General features: G+C 58.9%; 13 protein-coding genes. 9 read left to right on the forward strand and 4 right to left on the reverse strand.

Translation table 11 applies throughout. From position 1 onward, the window contains the following. Positions 1-2 precede the first annotated feature (2 nt). Together WDZ78_RS00355 and WDZ78_RS00360 are read left to right on the forward strand one after the other, a co-directional pair. Positions 3-1,103, forward strand: a complete 1,101-nt coding sequence (locus tag WDZ78_RS00355; RefSeq protein WP_425672003.1) for a Gfo/Idh/MocA family protein — start codon at positions 3-5, stop codon at positions 1,101-1,103. A 17-nt stretch (positions 1,104-1,120) separates the two neighbouring features. After that, on the forward strand, positions 1,121-1,762 hold the full coding sequence (locus tag WDZ78_RS00360; protein WP_003506506.1) for a ThuA domain-containing protein: 642 nt from the start codon (positions 1,121-1,123) through the stop codon (positions 1,760-1,762). 45 nt (positions 1,763-1,807) lie between these two features. Here WDZ78_RS00360 and WDZ78_RS00365 read toward each other — a convergent pair whose 3' ends face one another. Then, positions 1,808-3,166, reverse strand: coding sequence for an amidase (locus tag WDZ78_RS00365; protein WP_425672004.1), 1,359 nt, complete (start codon positions 3,164-3,166; stop codon positions 1,808-1,810). A gap of 344 nt (positions 3,167-3,510) precedes the next feature. Between WDZ78_RS00365 and WDZ78_RS00370 the strand changes: the two genes are divergently transcribed. From WDZ78_RS00370 to WDZ78_RS00380, 3 genes are all read left to right on the forward strand, one after another. Beyond that, complete coding sequence (locus WDZ78_RS00370; protein ID WP_111792436.1) at positions 3,511-5,829, forward strand: EAL domain-containing protein; 2,319 nt, start codon at positions 3,511-3,513, stop codon at positions 5,827-5,829. A gap of 30 nt (positions 5,830-5,859) precedes the next feature. Continuing rightward, positions 5,860-6,753 carry an amino acid ABC transporter substrate-binding protein gene (locus WDZ78_RS00375; RefSeq protein WP_425672005.1) on the forward strand — a complete coding sequence of 298 codons (894 nt, stop codon included), beginning with the start codon at positions 5,860-5,862 and terminating at the stop codon, positions 6,751-6,753. Positions 6,754-6,825: 72 nt separating this feature from the next. Further along, a complete protein-coding gene (locus WDZ78_RS00380; protein ID WP_425672006.1) occupies positions 6,826-7,728 on the forward strand; it encodes an amino acid ABC transporter substrate-binding protein in 903 nt (300 codons plus the stop codon). 42 nt (positions 7,729-7,770) lie between these two features. On the opposite strand, the gene minE is transcribed toward WDZ78_RS00380, so the two are convergent. Genes minE through minC form a run of 3 tightly spaced genes read right to left on the reverse strand, consistent with a single transcriptional unit; the run spans position 7,771 to position 9,607 of the window. Next, the gene (gene minE, locus WDZ78_RS00385; protein ID WP_003506500.1) at positions 7,771-8,031 is read right to left on the reverse strand and encodes a cell division topological specificity factor MinE; all 261 of its coding nucleotides are present in this window, start codon (positions 8,029-8,031) and stop codon (positions 7,771-7,773) included. Then, on the reverse strand, positions 8,028-8,843 hold the full coding sequence (gene minD, locus WDZ78_RS00390) for a septum site-determining protein MinD (RefSeq protein ID WP_003506498.1): 816 nt from the start codon (positions 8,841-8,843) through the stop codon (positions 8,028-8,030). Before minD ends, minE begins: the two co-directional genes overlap by 4 nt. Positions 8,844-8,878: 35 nt before the next feature. Beyond that, positions 8,879-9,607 (reverse strand): septum site-determining protein MinC, encoded by a 729-nt coding sequence (gene minC, locus WDZ78_RS00395; RefSeq protein ID WP_162690285.1) that lies wholly within the window; start codon positions 9,605-9,607, stop codon positions 8,879-8,881. Between the two features lie 408 nt (positions 9,608-10,015). Between minC and WDZ78_RS00400 the strand changes: the two genes are divergently transcribed. The 4 genes from WDZ78_RS00400 to WDZ78_RS00415 all read left to right on the forward strand — a co-directional run bounded on the left by WDZ78_RS00400 (position 10,016) and on the right by WDZ78_RS00415 (position 13,462). Next, positions 10,016-10,702, forward strand: a complete 687-nt coding sequence (locus WDZ78_RS00400; RefSeq protein ID WP_020011803.1) for an HAD family hydrolase — start codon at positions 10,016-10,018, stop codon at positions 10,700-10,702. A 371-nt stretch (positions 10,703-11,073) separates the two neighbouring features. Further along, positions 11,074-11,790, forward strand: coding sequence for a FadR/GntR family transcriptional regulator (locus tag WDZ78_RS00405; protein ID WP_425672007.1), 717 nt, complete (start codon positions 11,074-11,076; stop codon positions 11,788-11,790). A gap of 63 nt (positions 11,791-11,853) precedes the next feature. Next, positions 11,854-12,828 (forward strand): sialic acid TRAP transporter substrate-binding protein SiaP, encoded by a 975-nt coding sequence (locus WDZ78_RS00410; protein WP_026363948.1) that lies wholly within the window; start codon positions 11,854-11,856, stop codon positions 12,826-12,828. Between the two features lie 61 nt (positions 12,829-12,889). Further along, positions 12,890-13,462, forward strand: a complete 573-nt coding sequence (locus tag WDZ78_RS00415; RefSeq protein ID WP_425672008.1) for a TRAP transporter small permease — start codon at positions 12,890-12,892, stop codon at positions 13,460-13,462. Position 13,463 lies beyond the last annotated feature (1 nt).

Below are 13,463 nucleotides of genomic sequence, written 5' to 3' on the forward strand. Positions count from 1 at the left end.
ATATGAACAAGGTCGGTATCGGCATCATAGGCTGCGGCAACATTTCCAGCGCCTATCTCAAGGCCATGGCGTCGTTTCCCATTCTCGATATTCGCGGACTGGCGGATATGAACGAGGAAGCGGCAAAGGCGCGGGCGGAGGAATTCGGCCTCCAGGCAAAAAGCATCGACGCGCTTCTCTCCGACCCGTCAGTGGAAATCATCGTCAACCTGACGATCCCCAAGGCGCATGTGGAAGTGGGGCTGCGCGCGCTTGATGCCGGCAAACACGCCTATTCGGAAAAACCGCTCGGCATCAATTTCACGGAAGGCAAGCGCCTTGCGGATGCGGCAAAGGCCAAGGGCCTGCGCATCGGTTCGGCCCCCGACACCTTCCTTGGGGGCGGACACCAGACCGCACGCCGCCTGATCGATGAGGGCGTGCTGGGCCAGCCCGTTGGCGGAACGGCGACCTTCATGTGCCCCGGCCATGAGCGCTGGCACCCCAACCCGGCCTTCTATTACGAGGTCGGCGGCGGACCGATGCTGGATATGGGCCCCTATTACATTACCGACCTCGTCAACCTGTTCGGCCCGGTCGCCAAGGTGGCGGGCTTTGCGGTTGCACCGCGCAATGAGCGCCTCATCACCAGCGAACCGAAGAACGGTGAAAAAATCCCCGTCCATGTCGCCACCCATGTGTCCGGCGTGCTGGCCTTTGAGAACGGCGCCATTGTGCAGGTGGGCATGAGTTTCGATGTGGCGGGCCACAAACATGTGCCGCTGGAACTCTACGGCACCGAAGGCACGCTGATCGTGCCCGATCCCAACCATTTCGGCGGTGAGGTGCAATTGCTGAAGAAGGGCGGCCAGTTCGAGTCGCAGTCGCTGTCCTCGCCCTATGCTGACGGCAATTACCGCTCCATCGGTGTCGCAGATATGGCCTACGCGATCCGCGAGAACCGTCCGCACCGCGCCAATGGCGATCTCGCCCTGCATGTGCTGGAAGTCATGGAAGCCTTCCAGACGGCGTCGGACAGCGGCACGACCGTTTCCATCACCACCAAAGCGGAGCGCCCCGCCCCGCTCGAAACATCGCTGGTCGACGGCCAGCTCGGCAAATAATCCGCAGGAGGAAATAAATGCGCGAAGCACTTATCGTATGGGGCGGCTGGAGCGGCCACGAGCCGCAGGAATGCGCCACGATCGTCAAGGACATATTGGAAGAAGACGGTTTCAAGGTTTATGTGGAGCACAGCACGGAGGCTTTCGCCGATCCTTCCGTGCACGATCTCAGCCTCGTCGTGCCTATTGTCACTATGTCGAAGATCGAGAAGGAAGAGATCAAGAACCTCACAGCCGCCGTCGAAAACGGCGTCGGCATTGCCGGTTTCCATGGCGGCGCGGGCGACAGTTTCCGCGAATGCGTGGAATATCAGTTCATGATCGGCGGCCAATGGGTCGCCCATCCCGGCAATATCATCGATTACACGGTCAACATCACCCGCCCCGACGACCCGCTGATGGAGGGAATTTCCGATTTCCCCTATACGTCGGAGCAATATTACATGCATGTCGACCCCTCCAACGAGGTGCTGGCCACGACGAAATTCACCGGCGACCACGCCTGGTGGATCGATGGCGTGGTGATGCCGGTGGTGTGGAAGCGCAAATACGGCAAGGGCCGCGTCTTCTATTCGGCGCTCGGCCATCAGGCCAAGGAATTTTCCGTGCCGCAGATGAAGACCATGTTCCGCCGCGGCGCCAACTGGGCGGCGCGTTGAAGCATGCATTGAGAGGCGGCCAAACAAGGCCGCCCTTTCTTTTCATCAGCCGCGAATAATCTCTTCCGCCGCCATCGCCACGCTGAGAACATGGTCATCCGAGCCGTGTAGACCGGAAAGCAGCAAGCCGACCGGCATGCCCGCCTCGCCCGTGCCGCAAGGAATAGAAACACCGCAGAGATCGAAGAAATTGCCAATCTGGGTGTTGCGCAGGGTTTTCGCATTCATGGCGAAAAAGGCATCATCATTATCAAGAAGCGGCGCGACCTTGGCCGCGACATGCGGCAATGTCGGCGATACCAGCAGCTCCTGCATGCCGATCATACCGGAAAACGCCGCCGTCATGCGTTCGCGCGCCTCGATGATGGCGATATAATCAGACATGGAGATATTTGCACCAAGCTTCGTTCGCGCAACCACGCGCGGGTCCATGAGCGCGGCATCCGCACCTTCCAGCCGTGTCTTGTGCAGGGCAAAAGCTTCCGCCGTCACCAGCGCGCCCTTTTCCCTGATCAGATCGAACAGCTCCGAGAAAATCGGAAATGCCTGCCGCCGCACCGAAGCCCCGGCATGGACAAGACGTTCCACCGCCTGCTCGAAAGCGGTTGCGACGCCATCCTCTATGCCATCGAAAAATACCGTTTCCGGCACCACCAGCGAAAGGCCGGAAAGAGGCGCGCGAGAGAGATCGGCAGACGCCTTGCCGCGCATGGCGGCATCCACCCAGACGGCGTCCTGTACGGTGTGCGTGAGCGGCCCGAGCGAATCCAGGCTTTTTGCCAAGGGATAAACGCCACGCATCGAATAACGGCCGCGGCTTGCCTTGTAACCCACCACACCGTTGAAAGCGGCGGGAATACGCACCGATCCGCCCGTATCGGTGCCGATCGCCACCGGCACCAGGCCGGCGGCGACAGTGACGCCCGCGCCGGACGACGAGCCGCCCGGCAGACGGTGACCGTCCGCAGAAGCAGGATTGCGTGGCGTGCCATAATGCGGATTGATGCCGAGACCGGAAAACGCGAACTCGCTCATATTGGTGCGGCCGATGCAGATCATGCCCGCCTGCTTCAGCGCCGTCACCACATCCGCATCGCGAGACGCAGGCGCATCGTCAGCAAGCACCTTCGATCCGGCCGTGGTCGCCATGCCTTCCAGATCAAAAAGATCCTTCCAGGCCACCGGAATGCCATCAAGCACGCCACAGGAGCGGCCCTCGCCAATGCGTTTTGACGCGGCTTCCGCCTCTACCATGGCCCGCGCGCCCGTCAACTCGACAAAAATGGCTTGATCGGCCTCATTGCCGATCGCATCCAGCGTCTCCTCCGCCAAGGCGCGCGGATCGAGATGGCCGCTCTGGATGAGAACGGAAAGCTGCGCGATATTTTTGCCTCTGTGAGCCATGGATATCTTCCCTGAAAACGGCATGTTGCGCACAACATGCCGTTTATCGACCCGTTGGCAAGGTCAATCATCGCGCCATCTATGCCCCCAGACGCCGGATCAGGAAACATGACGAAGATCGCAGGATTTTAGAGTCTATCCTTGACACTTCATCTCTAACCTCCGATTTTTCAACCTGAGGTGCAGGAACGCCATTTCTTATATAAGCTACGACTATAAAAAGACGGATTAATTCTTAATCGCCTCTAAACTTTGTTGAATTATTTAGCAGACATCATTGAAACGCATGCCCTATAAAATTCCATAAAACAATTATAACGCGACATCGCGGGGGACTATCGCGAATGGAAGAGACTGCCTATCGCGGGACAGATAGACAGGTTGAACCGGGCCACACGCTTCGCTCACCGACGCAACCGGAAACAGGCCGGTTTTCGCGGCGGCGGTCGCTCGCCAGCAAGATAACCTTGATATTCCTCGGCGGCGTGATCTTCTCCTACAGCATCGGCGCACTCGTCGGCTGGTACATGTTCGTCGCCGCCGCCAGCGAGCAATGGCTCAACCAGGCCCGCGTCAATTCGCAGATCGCCAGCGCCACGCTTCGCAGCATCTATACCTATGTCAGCGTCACCGCCGATACCGACGGGCAGGTCAACGGCATATTGACCGACAAGCCGATCGGCGATGATGACTCCATTCTCGTCACCGGCTTCAACCCCAGCGACGTGCTTGCGCTTATCGGCGCGCAGACCAAGAATGCCGTCTGGCTTTTCCGTTATGATGAGGCCGATTCCGGCTTCCGACAGATCGCGGCGGCCTTCGACAACGCCACCGATGACGATGAAAAGCCGCTCGCCACCGATCCCATTTTTTCCAGAGATGCGGTCGCCGCGCGTTTTTCCACCGGTTTTGCGACCATCGGCGAATCCAGCCATTATATCGGTCTTTTGCCGATCATCAGCACGGAAACGAAGAAACCGATCGGCGCGGTCGCCGTCAGCATCGGCGGCTCGGACGCGCTTTATGGCGCGCAGCGCAAGCTGATCTATAATTCGCTCGCCGCCCTGATCGTGGTCTTGACCGTCACCGGCGTGCTTGTGACCGTGATTGCCCGGCATTTCCTGAAACCGGTCCCGGCGCTCGTGCAGGCGACGCTGCGGATTGCCCGTGAGGAAACAGATGTCGCTACGCCGTTTCAGGAGCGGAGGGACGAGATCGGCGACATGGCCACCGCCATCGAGACGTTGCGCGAGGCGGTTCTTGAGCGTGGACGCCTGCGGCAGATACGCGATATGGCGCAGCAGCTGGAGCATATGGCCCATCACGACGCTCTGACCGGACTTCCAAACCGTGTGCTTTTGATGAAGACGCTGGAAAACCGTCTGGAGCAACTGTCGGCGTCCGGCCAGCCCTTCAATGTCATGCTGCTCGATCTCGACCGCTTCAAGGCCGTCAATGACACACTCGGACATGCCGCCGGTGACGCCTTGCTGGTGGCGGTGGCTTCGCGGATTTCCTCCGTGCTCGGTGAAAACGATATGGTGAGCCGCCTCGGCGGTGACGAATTCGCGATCATCCAATCGACGAACGGTGACTGCGAGAGCGATGCGGCGATGCTGGCCGCCCGGGTGGTGCATGCCGTCTCGCGCAATTTCAACCTGGAAGGCAGCGATATCAGCATCGATACCAGCATCGGCATTGCCTGCGCGCCGGGCCACGGCACATCCGCCACGCAGCTTCTGCAACACGCAGATCTCGGCCTTTACCGGGCGAAATCCATGGGCTGCGGCTATTTCGTTTTCTATGAGGCGGGCATGGACATGGCGGCGCAGCACAAGCATGCGCTGGAAATAGACATGAAATCCGCACTCGAAAACCACGAATTCGAGCTGCATTACCAGCCCGTGGTCAATCTGCAGAGCGGTCGCATCGTCGCTTATGAAGCGCTGGCCCGCTGGCGGCATAGCAAGCTTGGCCTCATCACCCCGGACCGCTTCATCACGCTTGCCGAAGAAAACAACTTCATCAGGCCGTTGGGCGAATGGGTTCTGGCACAGGCCTGCATGGATGCGATGACCTGGCCGAAGGATATCAGGCTCGCCGTCAACCTATCCGCCGTTCAGCTTTGCAATGATGATATCGTCCCTGTCGTCGACCGGGCGCTTGAAACATCCGGCTTCCCGGCGGAGCGGCTTGAACTGGAAGTGACTGAAACGGCCATGCTGGAACGCGACAGCAGCGCCCGGGCGCTGAAACTGCTGAAGGAAAGAGGCGTTCGCCTCGCTCTTGATGATTTCGGCACCGGTTATGCCGGGCTCAGCACACTTACCCACGTCGCCTTCGACAAGATCAAGATCGACCGGGAGTTCGTCTCCGGCCTGCCGGCCAATCCCATGTGTTCGGCCATCGTCAACACCGTCATCGACATGGCTGAACAGATCGGCCTGAAGGTCACCGCCGAAGGAGTTGAGAACAGTGAGCAGGTCGAAGCGCTCAAGCTTTCCGGGTGCGACGAAGCGCAGGGCTATTATTTTGCCGAGCCCGCGCCGCTTGCCCGAATTCTCAAGAACCGCGCCGTCATCACTCCGATTGCGCAGGGTGAATTCGGCGACATCGGTCGGCCGACACAGGAAACCTATTGCCCACCACAAAAAGCCATTTGAGAAACCGGCCGCCGGCCCAGAGGACATAAAATGCGTCTTTCAGTATTTTGCCTTTTCCTCACATGCTTTGCTCCCATCACCTCCTTGCAGGCCGCCAGCGAAGGCGACACGCTTCAGCAGATTGCCAGAACCGCCAAGATCCGCATCGGCTATCGCGAGGCCGAACCGCCTTTTTCCTATCAATTGCCCGATGGCGAGGTCACCGGTTTCTCGACCGATCTTTGTCGGGCGATCAGCGAAGATATTCGCAGGAAGCTGAAGCTCGACCGCATCGAGCTCGAATATGTCAAGGCAACGCCCGCGACCCGCTTCATCCTTGTCCGCAGCGGCCAGATCGACATTGAATGCGCGGCCACGACCAATAATAGCGAACGCCGCAAGATCGTGGATTTTTCCTATCCCAATTTCATGACCGCGACGCAGTTTCTCTCCCGCAGGCAGGACAATCTGAAAAGCCTTGCCGATCTCGCCGGACGGTCCGTCACATCCGCCTCCGGCACCGTCAATATCGAGCAGCTCAACGCCGTCAACCGGGCGAAGAACCTCAACATCTCGGTAATGCCGACAAAAACCAATGAGGAGGCCTTCGAACTCGTGGTTTCCGGCAAGGCGTCCGCCTTTGTCATGGATGGCATATTGCTCGCGGCGCTGGCGGCGACATCGGAAAACCCGGACCTCTATGCGCTTTCCGAGGAAACGCTGAGCGCACCCGAACCCTATGGCCTGGTTTTCCGGCGCAACGACCCGGCTTTCAAGGCGGCGGTCAATGAAAGCCTCAGACATATCTTCACCGGGCCGGCCATTCACGGCCTCTATGAAAAATGGTTCACCAAGCCCATTCCCCCAAACGGCATGAACCTGAACCTGCCAATGGCCGCGTCATTAAAACACGCCTACGAATATCCAAGCGAATACCAGGACTGAGAGCGCAAAGCGCCAACCCCTATCGATTTTCACGAAGATGTTTTGACGGATTATTTTGGCTGGAGATGCGCGATGCAGAGATCGACATTATGGCTTTTCTTGTTTTTCCTCAGTCTTCTGCCCGCCCAGGCGGCCAGTGACGACGCCCAACCGCCGACGCTTGAAACCATTGCCAGAACCGGCACGATCAAGCTCGGTTATGCCGATCGCAATATTCCCTTTTCTTATCTTGGCGCCGGGCCGGAACCGATTGGTTACAGCATCGAACTCTGCCTGAGGGTGACGGATTCCATCAAGAGAAAGCTCGGCCTGCCCGAACTGAAGGTAGAATTCGTCAAGCGCACCCCCAGCAACCGCATCATGCTTCTCAATGACGGCACGATGGATATGGAATGCGTGGCAAGCACGAATACGGAGGAAAGGCGCAAGGCCGTGTGGTTCTCCTACAGCCACTTCATCACCGGCACGCGTTATGTCGCGCTGAAATCGAGTGGTCTGAACACCGTCGCCGATCTTGCCGGACGAACGGTGGTGGTGACGACGGGAACCATCAATATCAGCCAGCTGAACGTGCTCAATCGCAAATTGGGGCTGAACATTGCCGTGCTGCAGAATGACAGCACGGAGGGCAGTTTCGACATGGTGACGGAAAACCGCGCCTCAGCCTTTGTGATGGACGATATTCTCCTGCGATCCTTCGTCGCCGAGACGGGCAAGCCGGAATACTACGTCATCTCCAACGAATATCTCGCTCCGCCCCAGCCCTATGGCCTGATGCTCCGGCACGGCGATACAGGCTTCAGGGACGCCGTCAACGAGGCGCTCGGCGAAATCTATGCCAGCGGTGAAATCGAAAAAATCTACGACAAATGGTTCAACGCGCCGATCCCGCCGAACGGGATAAACCTGAAACGCCCGCTGCCAGGTGACCTGGAGGAAGCGTTTCGCAAACCCGTCGACACGACGGCGGAATAAAAAAGCCGCCCGGAAGCGGGCGGCGTCTTTGGCAAAACATCTTCAGGCAGCGCGCAGGTCCGCGCCGAGCGGGATTTCGACGTCGATCTCCAGAATGGAGACATGCTCGTCGCGATCCATCTTCACATGCACCCGGTCGCTGTCGATCTGTACATGCTTGGCGATGACACCGAGAATTTCTTCCCGGAGGATAGCCACGAGATCGGAGCCGGACGATGCCCTTTCGTGGGCGAGCAGCACCTGCAGACGCTCACGCGCAAGCGGTGCCGACTTCTGTTTGCGGAAAAGACTGAAGATGCTCATGCAGCCCTCCTTGCGAAGATTTTGGAGAAGATGCCGCGCTTCTCACCCGGGATGACCACCGGAATATCCTCGCCGGACAGACGGCGAGCGGCGTCGAAATAAGCCATGGCCGGCGCGCAACGGGCATCCGCCAGCGTGACCGGCGCGCCGACGTTCGAAGCGCGCAGCACATCCGTGCTTTCGGGAATAATGCCAAGCAACGGAATGGAAAGGATTTCCAGAACGTCATCGACCTTCAGCATATCGCCACGCTCGGCGCGGGAAGCATCGTAACGCGTCAGAAGCAGGTGCTTCTCCATGCGCTCGCCGCGCTCGGCCTTCAGCGTCTTGGAATCGAGCAGGCCGATGATGCGGTCGCTATCACGCACGGAGGAAACTTCCGGATTGGTGACAACAACGGCCACATCCGCATGACGCATGGCCAGCGTCGCGCCGCGCTCGATACCGGCCGGGCTGTCGCAAATCACCCAGTCGAAATGTTTCTTCAGCTCGTTGATGACCCATTCGACACCTTCGGGCGTCAGATTGTCCTTGTCGCGCGTCTGCGAGGCGGGCAGGAGGAACAGCGTCTCGAGGCGTTTGTCGCGGATCAGCGCCTGCGTCAGCTTGGCATCGCCCTGGATGACGTTGACGAGATCGTAAACCACACGGCGTTCAGCACCCATGACGAGATCGAGGTTGCGCAGGCCGACATCGAAATCGACGACCACGACCTTCTCTTTATTCTGCGCCAATGCGGCGCCAAGCGCTGCGGTCGAGGTGGTCTTTCCGACCCCGCCCTTGCCGGAAGTTACAACGACTACCTTCCCCATATGGCTCTCTCCTGTTCCTGTGTGTTTATCTGTTATCAGCCGAGTTTTGCGGCCTTGATCGTATCGTTTTCCAGCCAGAGCTGAACGGGCTGGCCGCGCAGCTTGTCGTCAATGTCTTCGGCAACCTTATAGACGCCGTCGATGGCCAGAAGCTCCGCTTCGAGCTTGCGGCAGAAGATGCGCGCCGAAACATTGCCGAGCGAACCAGCCATGGCCCGACCGCGCAGGGCGCCGTAAATATGCACCGAACCGCCGGCGATGATTTCCGCCCCCGAGGCGACCGAGCCGATGACGGTCACGTCGCCCTCGGGAAACATGATCGACTGGCCGGAACGCACCGGCTCGTTGATGACCAGCGACTGCACGACGGCCCTGACCTCACCGGCAGCACGCGGCTTTTCCTCCGGCAAGTCGGCGGCGATGGCGACCGGTTCAACCTCGACATCGGAAGCAGGCTTTCCACCCTTCAGCGATGGCGGCATGCCCGGCTCGATCATCGAGGGGCGAACGCCCTCAATGCCCATGATGCCGACATTGCGCTCCGTCAGCGCCGCCAGCAGTTCCTTCAGTCCCGCCTTGTCGAGCGACAGCTCCGAGACGTCGAGAACCACCGGCCGCGACAGAAAGAAGCCCGCCGAACGGGCGGCGAGATCATCAAGCCTCTCCAGCCATTGATCGACCGGAGATTCGGGGGACAGGACGACTGCGAGGAAGGAGCGGCCTTTGATACGGATCGAACGCTGGTCTGTTAGCACTTTGGTCATCTTGGTAAATAAATCGTTGACAATTAGGTACCTCGAATATGGTTAACAAATGGTTAACGCCGGCCCCAAAGAAGGGAAATCGTTAAGAAAATCCCCAATGCGAAACTCTTCGCGCGGAACTTTCAAAAACCTCGGTTACCTTTTGATTTTGCGATATTCTACCCTCTACGAATGTTTATGATGACAGCTTATCCTTGCAGCAGGCTGACGTCTCAGCGAAGACACGCTCTCCCTCTCCTTCTCCGCCCTGGAACTTCGACTCGACGGGATCGCAGCACGTCCGATTCTGGCACACGATTTCCGACCGGCCTTGAGCCGGCCCTCGATTCCCGGGATGGAAAAGCGATTCCGTTATGTCTTCCGATACTGTAGATACGGGCTGTCCCACAGTTCCAACGGAAGAATGAGATGCACAGCAAAGTCCCGCCGCAGAACCAGATTTTTTCGCAAGAGTTTGCGGCCTTCCTGTTCGACATGGATGGAACACTCGTCAATTCGATCGCCGTCGTCGAGCGGGTCTGGCGGGAGTGGGCCGTTGCAAATGGCATCGAGCCGAATGCTTTCCTGCAGCGCATTCACGGCATGCGGGCCTCGGAGGTGATCCGTCGCGAGGCGATTCCCGGCCTTAATGTGGATGCGGAGGCGGATATGATATTGCGCGCCGAGATGGATGATGTGGACGGCATCATTCAGATACCGGGCGCCGCAGACTTTCTTTCGTCTCTACCGGCAGGCAAGTGGGCCATCGTCACGTCAGCCGTGCGTGAACTGGCTGAACGCCGGCTCGCCGCGGCCGGCATCACTCCGCCACCCGTCATGATCTGTGCGGACGATGTCGTCAACGGCAAGCCCGATCCCGAAGGTTACAGGAAGGCCGCCGAAAGGCTGGGCGTTGCGCCGGAAAGCTGCATCGTCTTCGAAGATGCGCCCGCAGGCATTCAGGCCGGAGAACGCATGGGCGCCGCGGTGGTTGTCATCAACGTGACCCATTCCCACCCGATCGAAACGCCGCATCTTTCCATTGGCGGGTATGGTGAGCTGGATGTCATCATCGGCGACGACGGCGGCTTGAAGCTTGCAGGTAGCAAGAGCTGAAAGCCAGCCCACACATGCGCCGTCATCCTCGGGCTTGTCCCGAGGATCCAACCACGTATCGCAAAGCCGAGCGGTTGCAGATGCCCGGGACAAGCCCGAGCATGACGGAGGAGACGTTTTCGGACTTTGCCATCACCCTCGGTCCAATGACTTGGGCTGATTGGCTTCCGGTTCAAGGCCGGAATGGCGGAAATGGAAAAAGCCCCGGAGTAAGGCAAATGCCAAGCCTCTGTATCGGCCGCAAGTCTTTCGCCCCGCACTTTTCCACACCGGCCAATTGACAGCACCACATAAATGCGTCCTAATAAAATTGGTAAGACCATCTTACCGCTTGCGCGATCGGGGGAGACTTTCGCGCTGGGAGGGACATCATGTTTGTGGCTCTGGAGCCGCGCCGCCTTTACCGGCTGGTCGCGGAACAAATTCGTTTGCTCGTCGAAAGCGGGGAGCTGACCGAAGGTCAGCGCCTGCCGGCGGAACGGGACCTTGCGGAACGCTTCGGCGTTTCCCGCCCGACGGTTCGTGAAGCCCTCATCGTCCTGGAAGTGGAGGGCCACATCCATATCCGCATGGGTTCGGGCGTCTATGTCAGCGCAGCCGGCAGGCAGGCTAAAGAAAAGCCGACGGTGCCGGATGCGCATGGTCCGTTTGAAATCCTGCAGGCGCGCTGCATCATCGAGAGCGCGATTGCCGAGGAAGCCGCACGGCTTGCCAAGCCGGAATGCATCGCCAGGCTTGACGATATCATCGAACGCATGGCCGGTGCGCTCGACAATTCGCCACAGGCGCTCAATCTCGACCGGGCTTTCCACACCGCCATTGCCGACATCATCGGCAATTCGGCGCTCAATCGCTTTACCGGCCTGATCTATGACGAGCGCAGCCTGTCACCCTTTTTCGAAAAGCTCGCCAGCTATTTCGAGGGCCCGCACACCTGGAACCTCGCCGTGCAGGAGCATCGGGTAATCCGTGACGCCATTGCCGCCAACGACCCGGAAGGGGCCCGTGAGGCGATGCGGCAGCATCTGACGCTGTCGCAGAAGAGATTTTCCGAAAGCTTCGGGGAGGAAGCGATCGGGGAAGAGTGACCGTTGCCGCAACCGGCGACGGAAAAAACAGCACATCTGGCTTTAATTCGGGAGGAGTTAAGAATGAAAATCAGATTGTCGACTTTGATGGGCGCAACCGCCGCCATCCTGCTTTCCGCTCTGGCGGCGCAGGCGCAGACCACGCTGAAATGGGCCCATGTTTACGAAACCTCCGAGCCGTTCCACACGGATTCGGTCTGGGCGGCCGAAGAAATCGCCAAGCGCACCGATGGCCGCTACAAGATTGACGTCTTTCCGGCTTCCCAGCTTGGCAAGGAAGCCGATATCAATCAGGGCCTGAAGATCGGCACCGTTGATATCATCATTTCCGGTTCGAGCTTCGCCGCGCGTGACTTCAAGCCGATCGGCGTCACCTATTTCCCCTATATCTTCCGCGATCCGAGCCATCTGATCGCCTATACCAAGAGCGACATCTTCAAGCGCCTCGCCAAGGGTTACGAAGACAAGACCGGCAACCACATCGCCGCCGTCAGCTATTACGGCACGCGCCACACCACATCCAACAAGCCGATTGCCGCCTGCGCCGACATGGCCGGGCTTAAAATGCGCGTACCTGACGTTCCGGCCTATCTCGCTATGCCGCGCGCCTGCGGTGCCAACACCACGCCGATTGCCTTTGCGGAAGTCTATCTGGCGCTCCAGAACGGCACCGTGGATGCGCAGGAAAACCCGCTGACCACCATCGAGGCGAAGAAGTTCTTCGAAGTGCAGAAAAACATCGTCTTGACCGGTCACATCGTCGACCACCTCAACACGGTGATTTCGAAGAACCTCTGGTCGCAGCTTTCCGATGACGACAAGAAAATCTTCACCGAGGTCATGCAGCAGGCCGCCGAGCGGACCACCAAGACCATCGAAGGCCGCGAGAAAAGCCTTGTCGAAGACTTCAAGAAACGCGGCCTGACCGTCGCGGAAGTCGACAAGGCCGACTTCGAGAAGAACGTCATCGAGAAAGTGAAGTTCGAGGACTTCGGTTACGACAAGGCCGACTGGGAAGCCATTCGCGCCGTCAAGTGAGCCAAGATCCGGTGCGGCTCCTTTTGCCGCACCGCCCTTTCTCTCCAGACGGGATATCTCAATGTCGCAGGAAATCCATGCTCAGGTCACGCCTGAGGAACTCGCCCATACATTCGACGAGGCGCCGCCCGAGGTTGATCTCAAGGTCTACTCATTCGAAGACTGGGTCACGCTCGGCCTTTTCTGGCTGATGACGGGGTGCGTCTTCCTTCAGTTCTTTACCCGCTACGTGCTTAACAACAGCTACGCCTGGACGGAAGAAATCGCCATCAACTGCCTGATCGGCGTTGTGTTTCTGGGCTCGGTCATGTGCGTTCGCATGTCGCGTCACATCCAGGTGGATGTGCTTTATCACTATGTGCCGCCGCAGGTGGCCCGCGTCATGTCGATCCTTGTCGATGTGCTGCGTATCCTCTTCTTCGCTTACACATCCTGGCTGATGTGGCGCTATCTGGAAATCGTCGCAGATGAGGAGATGGTGACCGTGGCGCTTCCGCGCAACATCGTCTTCTACACGGTTCTGGCCGCTTTCGTGCTGATGTTCTTCCGGTCGGTGCAGGTCTTCATCGACAATATGCGGCGTGGCTATTCCGTTCTGGAGCGGCCCGAAGAATTCCAGAGCGCGGGGGACTGAT

Origin of the sequence: Agrobacterium sp. M50-1 (assembly GCF_049843495.1) — a bacterium.
GTDB classification, from domain to species: Bacteria; Pseudomonadota; Alphaproteobacteria; order Rhizobiales; family Rhizobiaceae; genus Agrobacterium; species Agrobacterium radiobacter.